The organism is Pectobacterium sp. HCp5_1 (genome assembly GCF_032905925.1).
Taxonomy (GTDB): Bacteria; Pseudomonadota; Gammaproteobacteria; order Enterobacterales; family Enterobacteriaceae; genus Pectobacterium; species Pectobacterium brasiliense_A.
Map to the genome: position 1 here is coordinate 36,234 of NZ_JAUMIO010000026.1, position 17,950 is coordinate 54,183.

A 17,950-nucleotide genomic window follows, 5' to 3' on the forward strand; every position below is an offset into this window, starting at 1 on the left:
TATATCATTACACTCCGGGCAATACCGAGAACCGTATAATGAAAAGAACCCTGCAAATATCTGCCCTATTGCTGAGCATGCTGGCTGCGACATCATATACCTTCGCTTCCTCCTCTTCATCGTCCGGTATCATCCGCTTTTCGGGTGCCATCGTCGAACCAGTCTGTGATGTTACAACACGATCAAATAATGTGACCATCAGTTGTGAACGACAAGGTGAAATACAAATGCTACACGTGAAAAATAGCTCGCAACACGCTGTTTTGCCCCAAGGTATCGGTTTTGTGAGTTCGAAAACGTTAAGTTCAGATGCACGTATCGTGATCGTCAGCTACGAATAAAACGGGTGCCATTCGCATTCGCTGTGCTGCTGATAAGAAAATGCGACGCCACCTCAGATCGTGGCGTCACGCTTTGAACATAGGGCGTAGGATGAAATAAGCGCAGTGATGTCATACGACGCCTTTTACACTCGATAACATTTTAATTTCCAGTCCCTCATCAACAAATACATCTATAGTTAATTCAACGCGCTATATTTAGCGCTTAAAGATGACTTTCTCATAAGGTTTATTTACTGCATGCGCATATCAGCCTGGTTGTTATGTTCATTATCATTTATCGCCCCGCTCAGTTGGGCTGAATCCTCACAGACAGACACCGCCGCGCAAAAGCAGCAACAAATCTTATTTTTCAACCATGACGATCGGGATACCGTTCCCGACACGGCGATCTGGCCGTGGCAAGCGATTGGACAGTTGGAAACCGCCAGCGGCAACCTCTGTACCGCGACATTGATTTCCCCGCATCTGGCGTTGACAGCCGGGCATTGCGTGGTTACGCCACCGAAAGGCGAAATAGATAAACCCGTCGCGCTGCGCTTTCTGGCAACAGAAAATGGCTGGCGGTATGAAACAACGGAAATTGAAGCGCTGGCGAATAAAACGCTCGCTAAAAAACTGAAAGCCGACGGCGAGGGGTGGATCGTTCCCCCTTCAGCAGCGCCGCTGGATTATGCCCTGATCCGGCTAAAGCAAACGCCACCTGACATTCGCCCGCTCCCACTCTGGCAAGGCAGCCGCCAGGAATTGATGCAGGCCTTGAAGGACAACGGTCAGCGCGTCACGCAGGCAGGTTACCCAGAGGATCATCAGGAAACGCTTTATCGCCATCAAAACTGTTTGATCACCGGCTGGGTTCACACTGCCGTTATGGCGCACCAGTGCGACACGCTGCCTGGCGATAGCGGTTCCCCGCTGATGCTGAATTCCGCAGCAGGTTGGGTACTCATGGGCATCCAAAGTTCCGCACCCGATGCCAGTGAACGCGATAGAGCCGATAATCGCGCCGTTTCCGTTACCGCGATTCGTCAGCAGTTAGAAGCGTTAGCAAAACTAAGTTCACCAAAAGAAGGTTCACCAAAAACGAGTTCACCCAAAGAAAGCTTACCAAAACAACACTAACGCCCAGCAGAGCCAACACCATCAGGCGGAAATCGTTATTCTGGATGCCGTCTGACGCCGTCGTTTCCTGCCAATTTCATAGTATAAGAAAATATCTGTTCTATTCTTATCAGAGAGATAGGTTAATCATCCATATAGTCACCCCACAATAGGTATAACAATTATCAGGATGCTATTTTTATCTTCTGGAAGCGGCCATTGTTTATAATTAGATTCCCCCTTTTATTTGCAGAACATTTTCTCAGCCAGACCGTTTATCTCTACGTGTAACTTACGGGAAAATATCACAAATCCATACAGCACACTGAAAACTGAAAACATGATTTAAGACAAAAAATCGTCTAAGCCTTAACGGAAAGATAAAGGCGATATAATAAGTTACCTCAATTTTTAGCCTCTATGTTATTGTGTCGCCGTTAAATTAAATTGATGTTGTCGCGATTATTATTGCGAAAAGGAAGAGTCTACATGTTAAAACATTTGAGTCATGACGAAAAAAAACGCATGCAGACTCTCGACGAATTACAAAAAACCGATACATCTCAAGATGATATTCTTCGCAAACTCACGAAACTGGCCTGTCAACTCCTTGAAACCCCAACGGCTCTCGTGACGCTAACCGGTTCCAAATCTCTGCATGTTAAAGCGAAAACCCATTTTCCTCTGGATGATATGGATAAAATCGGTTCATTCGACCATTTTACCGTACAAACGGGTCAATCCTTTATCTGCCCCGATGCCACTCAGGACGACCGTTTTAAAGACAGCCCTTACGTCACCAGCGAACCTTTTATCCGTTTTTACGCTGGTGTACCGCTGAAAACTAAAGACAGCTATTCCATCGGTACGTTCAGCGTCATCGATTATATCCCACGCACCTTCAGCAAAGTCCAATTGCGGCTCCTGCATGACTTAGCGACCATTGCGATGGTGTTAATGGAATACCGTAACGCGATTGGGCTGATTGATGCCGTCACACTATTACCTAATCGCCAGCGCCTGATTGACGACATTAGCCACATTACCGACATTCACGAGCCCTACCTGCTCATTCTGATTGATACCATCGACATTTCTTACGCCTATGAAATGGGATGTGCGCTGGGTATGCCGACCGTAGAAGGCCTGCTGAAAGATATCGGGGTCTTTTTACGTCTTAGCTTAAATTCATCAGACAATCTGTACTCTGCCGCCGTAGGCCGCTTCGCCCTGCTGGTGAAGGCCGATAGGAAAGATCAGGTTCTGGCGGAACTTGATGCCTGCGCTGAACGAATTCATGAAAGTATCACCAGCCATATTCCGCTCAAGCTGGAGTTCTTCGTTGGCTATACCGAATTCCAGATTCCGGCCAAAGATCCGCAGCAAATCTTGCGTGAATCGATGAGCGCACTGCGTGCCGCCATCCTCAGAAATATCCGCCAGTTCGCTTATGACCCTGAGGCCGATCAGGCGCAGCAAATCGCCTTTACTTTGCTTAATGAACTGGCCGACGTGCTACAAAACAATAAGCCAGGTCTCTATTTAATTTATCAACCGAAATTAAGTATCAAGACTAACACCGTGATTGGTGCCGAAGCGCTGATTCGCTGGCGACACCCTAAGTTAGGTGAGATTTATCCCGATCAATTTATTCCGCTCGCGGAAGGCACGACGCTGATGCGCCCGTTAACGGACTGGGTCACCCGAGAAGCGGCATGCCAGGTGAAGCAGTGGCGTCAGGAGGGGCTCACCTTCCCCGTATCGATTAACGTTTCTGCCCGAAATTTTTCCGAGAATGATTTTATTCCACGTCTCATCACCATTCTCGATAATCACGGCCTCACCCCTCGGGACATTGACATCGAGTGTGTCGAGACGCAGAAAATCATCGAAAGCACGGAAACGCTCGCCACTATCCAAACGCTGCAACAGCTCGGATTTACTATCGCGCTTGATGATTTCGGCACGGGATATAGCAACTTAAGCTATCTGCGCAATATTCCCTCTACGGTGATAAAGCTGGATAAATCGCTGATTAAAGATATAAAAACTGACCATAAAAGCCGCGTCATTGTGCAATCCATTATCAGCATGCTGCACAAACTGAATTACATTGTGCTGGCGGAAGGCGTAGAAAATAAGGAAACGCTCGAATACCTGGCTCATTTTGGATGTGATGAAGTACAGGGCTACTATTTCTCCCGGCCTATCCCTCCTGATGCGTTCACCACCTGGTTAACGACGCGCTCGTCACAAACGTCTGCATAACATCCCCCGTCAGGCGGGCTATTCAACCAACGGTACGGAGAACGCCGATGACTCTTCTTACTCAACAGGATGCGCTCGCTATCAGACAGGCCATCGCGCTGCTGGAAGCCCCCTCTTTTACCATACAGGCGGCGAATCTGGTTGGAAAACCGATTGAATGGAGCCTGTCGAAGCTACCCGCCATGGTGAAAAATAAAATACAGGATGTAGTTCATTCCGCGCTCTACAAAGCGGTAGACGCCGCACTCTATACGCTAGACGATGCGCCCGATCGCGTAGCATCACCAAAGACACACAAGCTGGCTGTTGCCGCTTCCGGTGCAGTCAGCGGTTTTTTTGGCGTGGCGGGTCTGCTGGTCGAGCTGCCTATCAGCACCACCATCATGATGCGTTCCGTGGCGGATATTGCCCGCAGCGAAGGTTTCTCCCTCACTGATTTTTCCGTCAAAGCCGCCTGTGTGGAAGTTTTCGCACTCGGCGGGACACAAGAAAGTGACGATGCCGCCGATTCTGCCTATTACACGTCACGCGCCGTTCTGGCCGATATCACCCGACATGCCAGCCGCGAATTAATCGGCATTGCCGGCAAGAAAAGCGCCGGGAAAGCATCTGCCAGAATGAGCACCTCACAGGCAGGGAAAACGCTGGCAAAATTGATTGATGCGGTCGCGACCAGACTGGGCGTCACCATGACGGAAAAAATGGCCGCACAGATTGTTCCGGTGATTGGTGCCGCCAGCGGTGCGGCCATTAATACGCTGTTTATTCACCACTACCAAAACATGGCGAAAGGTCATTTCATCATAAAACGTCTGGAACAGCAGTATGGTGAAGAAGCCATCAGGTCGGCTTACCTTGAGATCAAAAAGCAGCCCTTGCCGACCTGATGTGATACCGAGAGCATTACCCTTCGACCTGCTCCATCGCCTGCAATACGCGCTTATCCGAGATCGGGAACGGCGTTCCTAGCTGCTGGGCAAAGTAGCTGACGCGCAGCTCTTCAAGCATCCAGCGCACCGCTTTCACATCGTCGTCGTCACGTCGCTCCGCAGGCAGCTTATTCCACCACTGCTGCCACGCCTGTTGAACGTGCTCCACTTTCAGCATCTGCGCCCGGTCGCGGTGAACATCCTGCGCCAGTTTCTCCAGACGGCGCTCTATCGCTTGCAGATAACGCAGCACGTCCGGCAGACGCTGCCAGCCGTTTTCGGTCACAAAGCCACGGAACACCAGCCCGTTCATCTGGCTCTTGATATCGCTTAACGCCAGCGCCATCGCCATATCTACACGCCCTTTCAGACGCTTGTTAATGGTGAAGACCGCCGTCAGGATTTGCTCAACCTGCTTGGCGATATCAACCACTGTGTCGTTCAGTTCCGCACGCACTTTTTCATGCAGTTGCTGGAAGGCCTCTTCCTGCCAGACCGGACCACCGGATGATTCAATCAGCTTATCCACCGCGCAGGCGATACAGTCATCGATGAGATCCAACACTTTGCCGTACGGATTGAAATAAAGACCGAGTTTCGCCTTGTTCGGCAGCTTTTCATGCAGATATTTAATCGGCGACGGAATGTTCAGCAATAACAGACGGCGCAGCCCCTGCCGCATCACCTGCTGTTGCTGGTGCGGCGTGTCGAACAGGCGAATCGCCACGCTATCCTTTTCATCCACCAACGCCGGATAAGCTTTAACCGAGTAGCCGCCACGCTTCTGTTCATAGCAGTCAGGCAGCGAACCAAAGCTCCAGACGTGCAGACCGCGCTGCTCCAGCCCGTCATCCACTACGGATGACAGCGTTTGCTGCACTTTATCCTTGAGCTGATCTTTCAGCGCATTCAGGTCTTTGCCTTCGCGCTGCGTCCGCTTCTTCTCATCAATAACGCGGAACGTGATTTTCAGATGATCAGGCACCTGATCCCACTGCCACGCCTCGCGTGGCACCGTGACGCCAGTCATCAGTCTCAACTCACGTTCCAGAGCATCCAAGAGTCCTTTCTCTAATGGCGTGGTACGGGCCAGAAACGCTTCGGCATAGTTCGGCGCGGGTACGAAGTTACGACGTAACGGCTTAGGCAATGACTTAATCAGCGCAATCGTCAGTTCACGGCGCACGCCGGGAATCTGCCACTCGAAGCCCTCTTCACGCACCTGATTGAGAATAGGCAGCGGAATATGAACCGTAACGCCATCGGCGTCCGCGCCCGGTTCAAACTGATAAGACAAGCGTAATTTCAGACTGCCCTGATACCAGAAGTTCGGATAATCCAGCGCGCTCACCTTCTCCGCGCCGTCTTTAATCAACATGCTCTTTTCAAAATTAAGCAGGTCGGCATTATCCCGGCTAGCGGCTTTCCACCATGTGTCAAAATGGCGCGACGACACTACATCGTGCGGCAACCGCTGGTCATAGAAAGCAAACAGCGTTTCGTCATCCACCAGAATGTCGCGGCGGCGCGATTTATGTTCGAGATCTTCCACTTCCGCCAGCAATTTGAGGTTGGCGCGGAAAAAGGCGTGGTGCGTTTGCCAGTCGCCTTCCACCAGCGCGTGGCGGATGAACATTTCACGCGCCAGCGTCGGATCGATTTGGCTGTAGTTCACCTTACGCGCCGCGACAATCGGCAGCCCGAAGAGCGTCACCTTCTCCTGCGCCATCACCGTGCCCTGCGCTTTCTCCCAATGAGGATCGCTGTAGCTCCGCTTAATCAGATGCTGAGCCAGCGGTTCGATCCACTCGGGTTCAATACGCGCGGCAATGCGTCCCCACAGGCGGCTGGTTTCCACCAGTTCTGCCACCATCGTCCACTTAGGCGGCTTTTTGAATAACCCGGAACCTGGGAAAATCGCAAACCGCGCGTTACGCGCGCCACTGAATTCCTGTTTCTCAATATCTTTCTGCCCGATATGCGACAACAGGCCGGTGAGCAGCGCGCAGTGGATACTCAGGTAATCTGCTGGTTCGCTATTGACCGGCAGCCCCAGTTCTTTCACAACCTGACGCAGCTGCGTGTAGATATCCTGCCATTCGCGCACGCGCAGGTAGTTAAGGAAATCGGTGCGGCACTGGCGGCGGAACTGGCTGGAAGACAGCGCCTTTTGCTGGTCACGCAGGTAGTCCCACAGATTGACGAAAGCCAGAAAATCGGAGTCTTTATCGGCGAAACGGCGGTGTTTCTCATCCGATGCCTGTTTCTTATCCATCGGCCTTTCGCGCGGATCCTGAATCGATAGCGCAGCGGTGATGATCATCACTTCACGCACACAGCCGGTTTTACGCGCTTCCAGCACCATTCGCGCCAAACGCGGATCGATCGGCAATTGTGCCAGCTGTTGCCCCTGCGGCGTCAGGCGGTAATGCCCGTTCTCCGCCAGATTAATCGCGCCTAATTCCTCCAGCAGCCGCACGCCGTCCTGAATGTTGCGTTTATCCGGCGCTTCAACAAACGGAAACGCGGCGATATCGCCTAGCCCCAGCGACGTCATTTGCAGAATAACGGAAGCCAGATTGGTGCGAAGAATTTCAGGATCGGTAAATTCAGGCCGTGACAGGAAATCCTGTTCGGAATAGAGACGAATACACACCCCGGCGGCGACACGGCCACAGCGTCCTTTACGCTGATTCGCCGACGCCTGAGAGACAGGTTCAATCGGCAGGCGCTGCACCTTGGTGCGGAAACTGTAGCGGCTGATGCGTGCGGTGCCTGGATCGATCACATAGCGAATCCCCGGCACGGTGAGCGAGGTTTCCGCCACGTTGGTTGCCAGCACGATGCGGCGACCGTGATGTGACTGAAAGACGCGGTTCTGTTCCTGATTCGACAGGCGCGCGTACAGCGGGAGGATTTCAGTATGCGGCAAGTCCAGACGAGTCAGCGCCTCTGCCGTGTCGCGAATTTCTCGTTCGCCGCTCATGAAGACCAGAATATCTCCCGGCCCTTCGCGCGTCAGTTCATCGACCGCATCAAAAATCGCCTGTAGCTGATCGCGATCGCTGTCATCAGCGTCTTCCACCACGGGACGATAGCGCACGTCCACCGGATAGGTCCGGCCGGACACTTCAATGATCGGTGCGTTATTAAAGTGGCGGGAGAAGCGCTGTGGATCGATGGTCGCCGACGTAATAATCACTTTTAAATCAGGGCGCTTTGGCAGCAGCTGGCGCAAATAGCCCATGATGAAATCGATATTCAGGCTGCGCTCGTGCGCTTCATCGATGATTAGCGTGTCGTACTGCATCAACAGGCGGTCCTGCTGAATTTCCGCCAGCAGAATACCGTCGGTCATCAGTTTGACCAGCGTATTGTCACTCACCTGATCGTTAAACCGGACTTTATACCCTACGCTGCCACCCAGCGGCGTTTCCAGCTCGGCAGCAATGCGGTCAGCAACGGTTCTGGCTGCCAGACGACGCGGCTGCGTGTGGCCGATCAGACCGTGCACGCCGCGCCCCAGTTCGAGACAAATTTTCGGCAACTGCGTGGTCTTACCCGACCCCGTCTCACCCGCGACGATAATCACCTGATGATGACGCAGCGCCTCCAGTATCTCGTCTTTTTTCTGGCTAACAGGGAGCTGTTCAGGGTAGTGAATCGCCGGACAGTTTGCCCGCCGGTTCTCGACTTTCTGGCGTGCGGCAACGATTTCCCCCTCAATTTCCTGAGCGATCGCCGCCTGAGCCTGCGGGCTGCTGACCTTCGCCGCGCCCTGCAAACGACGGCGCAGACGTTGCCGATCGCGAAGCATTAGCTCACTTAACTGCGTAGATAATGCACTGAGAGGTGATTTCACGTTGCTCTTCCTTAATTATTTCTCTAATTCTTTTCTCTGCCGGGGCGATGCTCGCCGCCGAATCTGGCTCGATGGAGCCTAATCTACTGCAAGACACGAAATTTTTAAGCCGTGGATAGTAGCACATTGTCATAAACGGCTCTAATCGCCACAGCCTGGTCTTAGTCAAACATTGTCTTATTCAATAAAATCGAATAAAGACCTCGAATATTTGCACTTTTCTCTTTCCAGATCACCGCATAAGATGTGACGCATCAAGGGGCGTTATGTTGTCGCCCACTTCTAATCACTAAAGGAATTGGCAATGAGCAAAGTATTGGTTCTGAAATCAAGCATTCTGGCAGGTTATTCTCAGTCAAACCAACTGGCCGACCACTTCACCACCGAGTGGCAGTCTGCACATCCGAACGACAGCATCACCGTACGTGACCTGGCTGCTCAGCCGATTCCCGTTCTTGATGGCGAATTAGTCGGCGCACTGCGTCCTTCCGATGCTGCACTGACCCCACGTCAGCAGGAAGCGCTGAAACTGTCCGACGAACTGATCGCGGAATTGCAGGCGCATGACATTATCGTCATCGCCGCACCGATGTATAACTTCAACATTCCTACCCAGTTGAAGAACTACTTCGATCTGGTTGCCCGTGCTGGCGTGACGTTCCGCTACACCGAGCAAGGACCAGAAGGTCTAGTGAAAGGTAAACGCGCTATCGTATTAACCAGCCGTGGGGGCATCCATAAAGGTACACCAACCGATCTGCTGGAACCGTACCTGCGCGTCTTCCTGGGCTTCCTTGGCCTGACCGATCTTGATTTCGTGTTCGCAGAAGGTTACGGCTACGGCCCGGATGTGGCGCAGAAAGCCACCGAAGCGGCGAAAACCCAGCTGTCTCAGTTGGTCACCGCATAAAAAATCATCATTACCGACCTTGCCATTGGTTTACTTGGCTTGACTATTGCGCGCCTTCCGGCGCGCTTTTCTTTATCTCATCGCCAGCCGCATTGTCCGATCTTTCCAGCAGTTGCGTCGCTTCTTTATCCGCTTTGATGTGAATCTCATGTTCGATCTTCACGTTCATATTGATGGTGATCGGCTCTTTGGGCGCAGCCACTTCGATACGCGGCACGCACCCCGTCAGGAAAGCGACCGTGAAACATACCGCCAGCAATGTCTCGCACTTGTTCATTGTTCTACCTTGAATTTATTCATTGGCCTGCTGCTCCAGCGTATCCCGCAAGTTATCGCCAAAACGCAAGCTGCGCCATAGCTGGAAGATATTCTCCTGATGGCGATAGTTAAGAATCACCTGGCGTTTCGCGCTGAGCTGCGGGTTTTTCCCCTGCACCTGCGACGTTAATGTCAATTCGCCCTGATTATTCAGGTCAAGCGTGGCATAGGAACGCCCAATCTCCAGATAGCGCAGCCACCCAATCGTCGCCCCGCCTGCCAGATTTTTACTCGCTAGCTCATCAGCCAGTTGGTTATCCAGCCGTAGCGTCAGGAATCCATCATTGGTAATACGTCCACCTTCAATCAACGTGGTCGGGTGATTAAAATTCAGCGGAAGCGTGCCGCTCACGCGCCCAGACAGGGCAAATTGCTTTTGCTTCAGCACCGTCATGAGCTCGCTGAGATCCACACTCTTCACGGTGAACAGCGCGGGTTCCCGCTGTGGCCAACGCAGCGTGGACAGGCCAATATGCCCATCTAATACATCCATATCAGCCTGAGACATAACCAGCGGTCGTCGTTCACTGTACGGGTAAAACCCCTGGAGATCGACGCGGATATTGCTCATCCGAAACAGGTTATCCAGCACGTCAATTCGCAGCGCAACAGGCTGCTTGACGCCCAATTGCCAACGCTGATCTTTCAGGCGGTAAGGCAGGACAAAGTTGACGCCGCTAACTTCACCATCCTGTAACCACAGTCCGCCATTTTTCACGACCCAATGTCCGCCCGCGCTGAATCCTTCTTTACGTGCGGCCGAGAATGCCGCCTGTGCGTAAAACTGTCCGGCGCGGATGTTCATTTTTAACAACGGAGAAAGCAGAGGCTGAAACACCTTAAGCGGCTGTGTCGGCCACCACGCGCCCCCGCGCAATCGCTCCCCATCCCAGCGGCCGCGCAGCCTGACTGGCCCGATATCCTCAGCCTGTAACTGCCCCTGTAGCTGGAAATCATCCGGGCTACGCCCCTGCATCGCCAGCGTTAGTAACGAAGGTGGCAAGTAGCCCCCGTTGCTGAAGTGCGCCCGTTCGGAAGCCAGTTGCAGCGCGCCTTGAAAATGTTCACCTGAACGGGCACGCTGCCAGCGGATCGGCTCAGTGATCGTCAGACGGGGCTGATGCACCGTCACAATGCCATAGCCTAGCTGATCCAAACCGCTCGACAGTTGGGTGACTTCAATCAGGGTATCCTGCCACTGGCCTCGGCCGGCCACGTCCCACTCACCTTTCAGCGGCGGTAGCTGGCCATTACCCCAATAACGCCATTGCCACTGCCCTTGATCCGGCCAGAAATCCTGTGCCTGACCGTCAAGGTGCAGGCTGAAACGTCCCCAGTATGCTTCCCGCGCCTTCACAATCGCCTGTAGTCGCCCATTCACGCCCGTCGCACTGATTCGGACGCCCGCCAACGGCCAGCGTGCCTCTTCAAGATAAATTTGTGGTGCAGGCGTTCCCCAGGCACGCAGCAGCGCTCCGGGTAAAAGAGAAAGTTCGGGATTGAGAATAGAGCCCTGCAACACCCCCGGCAGCGTCGCCGTCAGGGAAAGTGCGGGTAAATTTGCCTGCCCGGTAAGCTGAAAGCGTAATTCGCTGTTGAGCAGGCCGATATTGCCCGGCCCCAGCACCAACACGGCGTTCGCCTTGCCATTATGCCCTTGCGTCAGCATGTTCAACCGCGCGTTAATCGTGGTGGCATCCAGTCCTTGTCGCCAATGCTGTAATGTCATAGCAACCTGCCCGGAGAGTGGCTGATCGGCATAAGGCCAGCGCCAGACGCCGTTAGTCACTTGAATGACCTCATCCGTCAACTGCCACTGCAGCGATATCAGCGGCGTCTCATCATTCGCCGCATTCAGTACCAGCTCACCCGCTTGATGATGCCAGTCCAGCAGGAGCGAAAGCGGATCCGGCGTTTGCCCTGAATCCAGTTTTCCGGTGAGCCGCCCCTGCACCGGTGCAGCATCCAGCGTATCGGCCAGTTCCATCTCACCACTGACTTGCAGGCGCACAAACCCCGCTGGCGTGGCGAGCATGCTCTCATGCAGGGTCAGACGTTTCTCGTTCAGTTCTGCCTTAAACGCCAGTTGATCGCCCTGATAATCCAGCGTCTGTTGCCGTTTGCCGTCGCTGCTGAGTCGCACCTGTCCAGCGTAATCCTGCCAGGGCTGTAGCGTAAACGTCTTCACCTGAATATCGGCAGCCGGCAATCGCTGCTGCCATTGCGCCAACTGCGCCGCTGGCTCGGTGCTGCTGCTTGCTGGCACATGCTGTAGGCAGTCGCTGTTTAACGTCACGGCATCAATATCGACATGCCATCGCCAGCTATGCCAACGCAGCGTCATATTCCGTACGTCAACGAGCGTGCACTCCCCGGCCATAAGACTGAACCCCGCGCTATGCAGCCCACCGCCCTGCCAGCCAAGCGTCCCATTCACGGTCAAAGACATCTCCGTCGGGAGCCAGATGTTGGCAAAGCGCGGTAGCCACTGCGGCAGTGCTCGCCAGGAAAGAAACAGCAATACGGCGAACAGAAAAGCCATTGAAAGTGGACGTTTTTTAATCATTAGCGCGAGTTAATCATCCTGTTCAATAGCGGTAAAAATTCGTCCTGTATGACTCTGCTGATTATTCATTCACAAATCGCTCTTTTTGTTAACAAACAGCACCATCCAACTCACATTTACTACTATTGTGCATACGTACTCATTACCCTTTCGTGGTAAAATGTTTAATTGAGGTTATATTTTGTAATGAATCACGTTATCTCATCATGAACAAAGCGTTTACGGGTGGATATCAGGATTATCTCCTTCTGCCCGACCGCCTTAAAAAAAGCAATGAGCGACCTGAACCATTACCGTTATCCGCTGATTTATTGTCGTGGGTATGCCTCATGTTAAATCAGTATTCGGACACAGCATATCAAGGACTGCTTTATGCGTAATAACACCCCTGTAACCGACCGCCAACTCCCTCTTTCTGAAAAAACCAGACTCATGTCGGTCACCACGCCAGAAAGCCACATTACCTACGCAAACAAAGATTTTATTGATGTCAGTGGTTATACCGCTGATGAGCTAATGGGGCAGCCCCATAATCTTATCCGACACCCGGATATGCCACCAGCAGCCTTCGCGGATATGTGGAAAACGCTGCGCGCAGGCAATATCTGGACAGGAATTGTGAAAAATCGGTGCAAAAATGGCGACCATTACTGGGTAAAATCCAGCACCACGCCGCTGAGAAAAGGTGGTGAAATTAGCGGTTATATGTCTGTACGGACCGCCGCCTCACCCGATGAAATTCGTCAGGCCGAGGGACTCTATGCCAGTGCAAATGAAGGTAAACTGAAATATCGCACCTTCCATCATGGTCTGCTTATTTATACGGGGCCATTACGCATCCTGAGTCTTTTTAAAACCATGCCGCTACGCTGGCGCATCCGCAGCTATTTTCTGCTCTTTAGCCTGATTCCGCTCATTGCCGCCTATTCCCTGCTGGCGGGAACCGCATTCGCTTCTGTACTCTTCCCGCTGCTTATCGCCTGCTGCTTTGTCAGTGGCGAGCTCCTGGTGCACCATGTTGCGCGTCCTATCGAGCAAATTCTGGCTCAGGCCATGCGTTCCGCCGCTGGGCAGGCGGACAACCTGACGCAGCTTAATCGCGTGGATGAAATTGGCATGTTAATGCGGGCGGTAAACCAGTCCGGTATGAATTTCCGCACCTTCGTAGACGATGTGAACACCAATCTGAGCGAGCTGAAAAACGCCTGTAATGAAATCGCGCAAGGCAACCATACCTTGGCACAGTGCTGCGAGGAAACGGAAGAAAGCCTGCAACAAACCGCCGCCTCCGTGGAACAGCTTACTGCAACAATAAAAAGCAATGCGGAAGCCTCGCTTCAGGCCTCACGCTATACGCAGGATGTGAATCAGGCGGTGAACTCTGGTGAGCAGGCTGTCAGCCAGGTCTCCGATACGATGGAGACGATCACCCGTTCCAGCGAACGGATTACGGATATCGTCAGCGTGATGGATAATCTCGCGTTCCAGACCAATATTCTGGCCGTGAACGCTGCTGTTGAAGCTGCCCATGCAGGAGAACAGGGTAAGAGCTTTGCTGTGGTCGCCAGTGAAGTGCGTTCGTTGGCGCAGCGCAGCGCCTCTTCTTCCAGCGATATTTCGACCATTATTGATGAAACGCTGAATAGTATTCGTACCGGTGAACAGCAGGTTTCACACACGCATAAATCCATGAGCAATATTCTGCTGCAGGTTCAGCACGTCACCAATTTGATGAATGAGATCAGCCTCGCAACGCAGGAACAATCTCAGGGGCTGGAGCAAATTAATGAAGCGGTAAACCGTATTGATGAGCTCACGCATCAGAATACCGCGCTGGCTAGTCAATCACATTCGGCCACCGATCACCTGCAACAGCAGATCTCGAGTATGGTACAAGCCGCCTCTGTCTTTAGCCTTTCCCGCTAGCTAATCTCATCTTCACGGGCGCCCCTATCACGGCGTCCGTCGCCCTGTTTCCTTATCATTTTTCTCTTTCTTCTTTCTCTTTCTTCAACCTGCGTTGGCCACAGTGCAAATTCACAGAGTCATAATATACTTAACAAATGAATGCTTCTGGCCATCGGTACGTGTTCTGGTAGCGAGTTGGGTTCAGGCACTAATGTTTTAAAGAAAAAATAACGGACAACACGATTAAGACTATATAAGTCTACTCGCTAAGTATTTCGTGAAGATTGCCGTTAATTAAATAGCGCCCATCAATTTCCGTTCGCTAATAGATCTAAAAACATCATATTTATGCTTGTTTATACTAAAAGGATCAATAAATGCGTAAGAATTTTCCTGTCAGTGATATTCAGTATTTATTAGATGAAAAAGCCAAGCTGATGTCGGTTACCACCATCGATAGCGATATCACTTATGCCAATGACGATTTTATTAATGCCAGTGGTTACGACTTTGAGGAAATTCTGCACCAACCTCACAATATCGTGCGCCACCCGGATATGCCGCCGCAGGCGTTTGCCGACATGTGGGAGACGCTGGAGGCCGGTAAAATCTGGACGGCCGTCGTCAAAAATCGCCGCAAGAATGGCGATTACTACTGGGTAAAAGCCAGTACGACGCCCCTAATGAAAGAAGGAAAAATAACAGGATATATGTCGGTACGAACGCGCGTTCCACCGGAAGATATTCGGCAGGCTGAAGCACTTTATCGCCAAATGAATGAAAATAAATTAAAAAACCACCGACTCTTTCAGGGATTGTTAATTTATAAAGGCCCGCTAAAATTTCTTAGCTTATTTAACGTTATTCCCGTACGTTGGCGGATAAGAAGTTATATATTCCTTTTCATGCTATTGGCATTGTTTTTCTTACTTACAACTCTTCCACAGACGACTCCGCTATTCATTTTTGCTTTGGTGCTGCTTGCTGGCGCAATCGTAACCAGTGAATTATTAGTTCAACATCTGGCAAAACCTCTGGAAAAAATCCTACGCCAGGCGATTAACTCCGCATCTGGGCAGGCAGATAACTCGTTTCACCTTAATCGCGTGGATGAAGTCGGCATGTTATTACGCGCCGTGAATCAATCCGGCATGAATTTCCGCACGTTTGTCGATGATGTCAACGGCAAGCTGACCGAACTCCGCCACGCCTGTGGTGAAATTGCTTCTGGGAATTACACGCTGAGCCAGCGCTGTGAAGATACCGCACAAAGCTTGCAATCTACCGCATCCTCAATGGAAGAACTGACGGCGACGATTCAAAGTAACGCGTCTGCTTCACAGTTAGCAACACGCTGTGCGAACGATGCCAATCAGGCAGTCGATGCGGGTGAAAAAGCGGTTAATCAGGTCACGGACACCATGGCGGTCATGACTCGTTCCAGCAACGAGATAACCGACATCATCAACGTACTGGATAATCTGGCGTTCCAGACCAATATTCTGGCACTTAATGCAGCCGTAGAAGCCGCTCACGCCGGAGAACAGGGTAAGAGTTTCGCCGTGGTTGCGGGGGAAGTCCGTATTCTGGCACAGCGTAGCGCCGTCGCCGCCAAAGACATCGCGGCGATTATCGACACCACGATCGCCAACATCCACACCAGTGATAAACTGGTCAGCAACACCAGTAAGTCGATGAACCATATATTGACTCAAGTGCAGCAAGTAACGCAGCTTGTGAATCAAATCAGCTTAGCGACACAAGAGCAATCGCAAGGGCTGGGGCAGATAAACTCGGCGGTGAACAACATTGATGAATTGACGCGTCAGAACACCATTTTGGCGACGCACTCCAGTTCTGCCATTAACAGCCTGGAACAGCAGATCTCCACGATGTCCGAAGCTGTGTCAGTTTTCAGCACGTCTCGCTAACATCGTTCTAACGCTATTCTTGCCTCTCAATTTCAAACCGTTACTGTCAGTCAGGTAACGGTTTGTCACCGCCCGATTTTCTGATAGCTTAACCTAAGGATTTTTCGGAGAAACTATCAATGAAACTGGCAATTTACAGCACTAAGCAGTATGACCGTAAATATCTGGAGCAGGTCAATCAGCAGTTTGGCTATGAGCTGGAGTTTTTTGATTTCATGCTGACGTCACGCACCGCGAAAACCGCCGCGGGCTGTCAGGCCGTCTGCATCTTTGTGAACGATGACGGTGGGCGCGAAGTGTTAACCGAACTGGCTGCGTTGGGCATTAAAACGCTGGCGCTACGCTGTGCAGGCTTTAACAATGTCGACTTGGAGGCCGCTAAGGAGCTGGGTATCAGCGTGGTACGCGTTCCTGCGTATTCCCCCGAAGCCGTCGCCGAACACGCCGTCGGCCTGATGCTGACGCTTAACCGCCGCATTCACCGAGCCTATCAGCGTACTCGCGACGCGAACTTCTCTCTGGAAGGGTTGATTGGCTTCAATATGCACAACCGGACGGCGGGTATTATCGGCACCGGAAAAATCGGCATCGCCACTATGCGCATCCTCAAAGGCTTTGGCATGCGCCTGCTGGCCTTCGATCCCTATCCAAACCCGCAGGCCCTGGAATTAGGGGCGGAATACGTCGATCTAAAAACGCTGTATGCTAATGCGGACGTTATCTCCTTGCACTGCCCGCTGACGCCGGAGAATCATCATCTGCTGAATCAGGCGGCCTTTGCGCAAATGAAAAACGGCGTCATGATCGTCAATACCAGCCGTGGTGGACTGATCGATTCACAAGCCGCTATCGACGCGTTGAAGCAACAGAAAATTGGTGCGCTGGGTATGGATGTTTATGAAAACGAGCGCGATCTCTTCTTTGCCGATAAATCCAACGATGTGATTCAGGACGATATTTTCCGCCGCTTATCCGCGTGCCACAACGTGCTATTTACCGGGCATCAGGCGTTCCTGACGGAAGAAGCGCTAATCAGCATTTCCCAAACCACGCTACAGAACCTGAAAGACATCAGCCAGAACGCGCCTTGCGCAAATCTGGTTACCTCTTAAGTTTTCCTGCGGCAGTGCTGACTGCCGCAACACTCACCCTGCAGGGCAACTTCCATTCATCAGCGATTGTTCGCTACAGCGCTTACCGTTGGCTAACTGACAGGCTCCCACGCTCGCACCATCAAGCTGCCGGGAGATCGCCATCGTTCCACCAATCAACGTACAGTTAACGTCAACCGGCGAACTGCTTTTCAGCAACACCACGGTGCTTGTGTCATCATTTTGCGTGGCATTTTGCTGGGTAGCGGCAGTGTTCTCACTATGATTACTGCATCCTGCCAGCAGGAGCGCAGCGGCAGTACATAGCCATGGCAATAATTTCATGTTTTGGCCTCGGATCAGGTGGAGCGAAAGTTCTGACACCACGTTTGGCATCAACACTTATCGAATAGACTTTTCAGACGAAGACTATATCTATCACACCTAGGGATGACAACACAGAGCTCAATGTGGGTAACTGGGAAAAGATCAAGGAAATGGTAGGTTATATGGGAAGTGAAGCGACTATAGAGTAATCCTTATAGGAGGCATGATAGTCTGCCCCAAAATTGGACACCCATTTTTAGATCAACGTTTATAGTGACCCTGTAAATCATTCTGTGTAACTGCCACCCCTATTAATTAAAGGTGACCTTCAATGCGGTCGCCGAACTCGATAATAAAACGGCTCATCGCCAGCCGCCAGTTCTGGATCGGCATGCTCC

General features: G+C 51.9%; 12 protein-coding genes. 8 read left to right on the forward strand and 4 right to left on the reverse strand.

Going from position 1 to position 17,950, the window contains the following annotated elements:
- Positions 1–38: 38 nt before the first annotated feature.
- From Q3A88_RS16550 to Q3A88_RS16565, 4 genes are all read left to right on the forward strand, one after another.
- Positions 39–341: a type 1 fimbrial protein gene (locus tag Q3A88_RS16550; RefSeq protein ID WP_110163203.1), complete on the forward strand. Its 303-nt coding sequence runs from the start codon at positions 39–41 to the stop codon at positions 339–341.
- A 240-nt stretch (positions 342–581) separates the two neighbouring features.
- Positions 582–1,463, forward strand: a complete 882-nt coding sequence (locus Q3A88_RS16555) for a serine protease (RefSeq protein WP_317178307.1) — start codon at positions 582–584, stop codon at positions 1,461–1,463.
- Between the two features lie 468 nt (positions 1,464–1,931).
- On the forward strand, positions 1,932–3,710 hold the full coding sequence (locus Q3A88_RS16560; RefSeq protein WP_317178308.1) for an EAL domain-containing protein: 1,779 nt from the start codon (positions 1,932–1,934) through the stop codon (positions 3,708–3,710).
- Positions 3,711–3,757: 47 nt separating this feature from the next.
- Complete coding sequence (locus Q3A88_RS16565; protein WP_317178309.1) at positions 3,758–4,597, forward strand: EcsC family protein; 840 nt, start codon at positions 3,758–3,760, stop codon at positions 4,595–4,597.
- A 16-nt stretch (positions 4,598–4,613) separates the two neighbouring features.
- On the opposite strand, the gene hrpA is transcribed toward Q3A88_RS16565, so the two are convergent.
- The gene (hrpA, locus tag Q3A88_RS16570) at positions 4,614–8,501 is read right to left on the reverse strand and encodes an ATP-dependent RNA helicase HrpA (protein WP_317178310.1); all 3,888 of its coding nucleotides are present in this window, start codon (positions 8,499–8,501) and stop codon (positions 4,614–4,616) included.
- A gap of 304 nt (positions 8,502–8,805) precedes the next feature.
- Between hrpA and Q3A88_RS16575 the strand changes: the two genes are divergently transcribed.
- Entirely contained in the window at positions 8,806–9,411 is a 606-nt protein-coding gene (locus tag Q3A88_RS16575) for an FMN-dependent NADH-azoreductase (RefSeq protein ID WP_317178311.1), read from the forward strand.
- 43 nt (positions 9,412–9,454) lie between these two features.
- On the opposite strand, the gene Q3A88_RS16580 is transcribed toward Q3A88_RS16575, so the two are convergent.
- A complete protein-coding gene (locus Q3A88_RS16580) occupies positions 9,455–9,688 on the reverse strand; it encodes a YnbE family lipoprotein (protein ID WP_094371003.1) in 234 nt (77 codons plus the stop codon).
- 15 nt (positions 9,689–9,703) lie between these two features.
- On the reverse strand, positions 9,704–12,295 hold the full coding sequence (locus Q3A88_RS16585; RefSeq protein ID WP_317178312.1) for a YdbH family protein: 2,592 nt from the start codon (positions 12,293–12,295) through the stop codon (positions 9,704–9,706).
- A 372-nt stretch (positions 12,296–12,667) separates the two neighbouring features.
- Between Q3A88_RS16585 and Q3A88_RS16590 the strand changes: the two genes are divergently transcribed.
- From Q3A88_RS16590 to Q3A88_RS16600, 3 genes are all read left to right on the forward strand, one after another.
- Positions 12,668–14,221, forward strand: a complete 1,554-nt coding sequence (locus Q3A88_RS16590; protein WP_317178313.1) for a methyl-accepting chemotaxis protein — start codon at positions 12,668–12,670, stop codon at positions 14,219–14,221.
- 359 nt (positions 14,222–14,580) lie between these two features.
- Positions 14,581–16,134, forward strand: coding sequence for a methyl-accepting chemotaxis protein (locus tag Q3A88_RS16595; RefSeq protein ID WP_110163198.1), 1,554 nt, complete (start codon positions 14,581–14,583; stop codon positions 16,132–16,134).
- 119 nt (positions 16,135–16,253) lie between these two features.
- Positions 16,254–17,246, forward strand: a complete 993-nt coding sequence (locus Q3A88_RS16600) for a 2-hydroxyacid dehydrogenase (protein ID WP_014915622.1) — start codon at positions 16,254–16,256, stop codon at positions 17,244–17,246.
- A 33-nt stretch (positions 17,247–17,279) separates the two neighbouring features.
- Here Q3A88_RS16600 and Q3A88_RS16605 read toward each other — a convergent pair whose 3' ends face one another.
- The gene (locus Q3A88_RS16605; protein ID WP_039525560.1) at positions 17,280–17,570 is read right to left on the reverse strand and encodes a DUF333 domain-containing protein; all 291 of its coding nucleotides are present in this window, start codon (positions 17,568–17,570) and stop codon (positions 17,280–17,282) included.
- Between the last annotated feature and the right edge of the window lie 380 nt (positions 17,571–17,950).

Excerpts from the sequence above, each read along its gene's own strand:
- Q3A88_RS16580 (WP_094371003.1), bottom strand. The coding sequence starts at position 9,688 with ATGAACAAGTGCGAGACATTGCTGGCGGTATGTTTCACGGTCGCTTTC.
- Q3A88_RS16555 (WP_317178307.1), top strand. The coding sequence starts at position 582 with ATGCGCATATCAGCCTGGTTGTTATGTTCATTATCATTTATCGCCCCG.
- Q3A88_RS16590 (WP_317178313.1), top strand. The coding sequence starts at position 12,668 with ATGCGTAATAACACCCCTGTAACCGACCGCCAACTCCCTCTTTCTGAA.
- Q3A88_RS16585 (WP_317178312.1), bottom strand. The coding sequence starts at position 12,295 with ATGATTAAAAAACGTCCACTTTCAATGGCTTTTCTGTTCGCCGTATTG.
- Q3A88_RS16600 (WP_014915622.1), top strand. The coding sequence starts at position 16,254 with ATGAAACTGGCAATTTACAGCACTAAGCAGTATGACCGTAAATATCTG.
- Q3A88_RS16575 (WP_317178311.1), top strand. The coding sequence starts at position 8,806 with ATGAGCAAAGTATTGGTTCTGAAATCAAGCATTCTGGCAGGTTATTCT.
- Q3A88_RS16550 (WP_110163203.1), top strand. The coding sequence starts at position 39 with ATGAAAAGAACCCTGCAAATATCTGCCCTATTGCTGAGCATGCTGGCT.
- Q3A88_RS16605 (WP_039525560.1), bottom strand. The coding sequence starts at position 17,570 with ATGAAATTATTGCCATGGCTATGTACTGCCGCTGCGCTCCTGCTGGCA.
- Q3A88_RS16560 (WP_317178308.1), top strand. The coding sequence starts at position 1,932 with ATGTTAAAACATTTGAGTCATGACGAAAAAAAACGCATGCAGACTCTC.
- Q3A88_RS16565 (WP_317178309.1), top strand. The coding sequence starts at position 3,758 with ATGACTCTTCTTACTCAACAGGATGCGCTCGCTATCAGACAGGCCATC.
- Q3A88_RS16595 (WP_110163198.1), top strand. The coding sequence starts at position 14,581 with ATGCGTAAGAATTTTCCTGTCAGTGATATTCAGTATTTATTAGATGAA.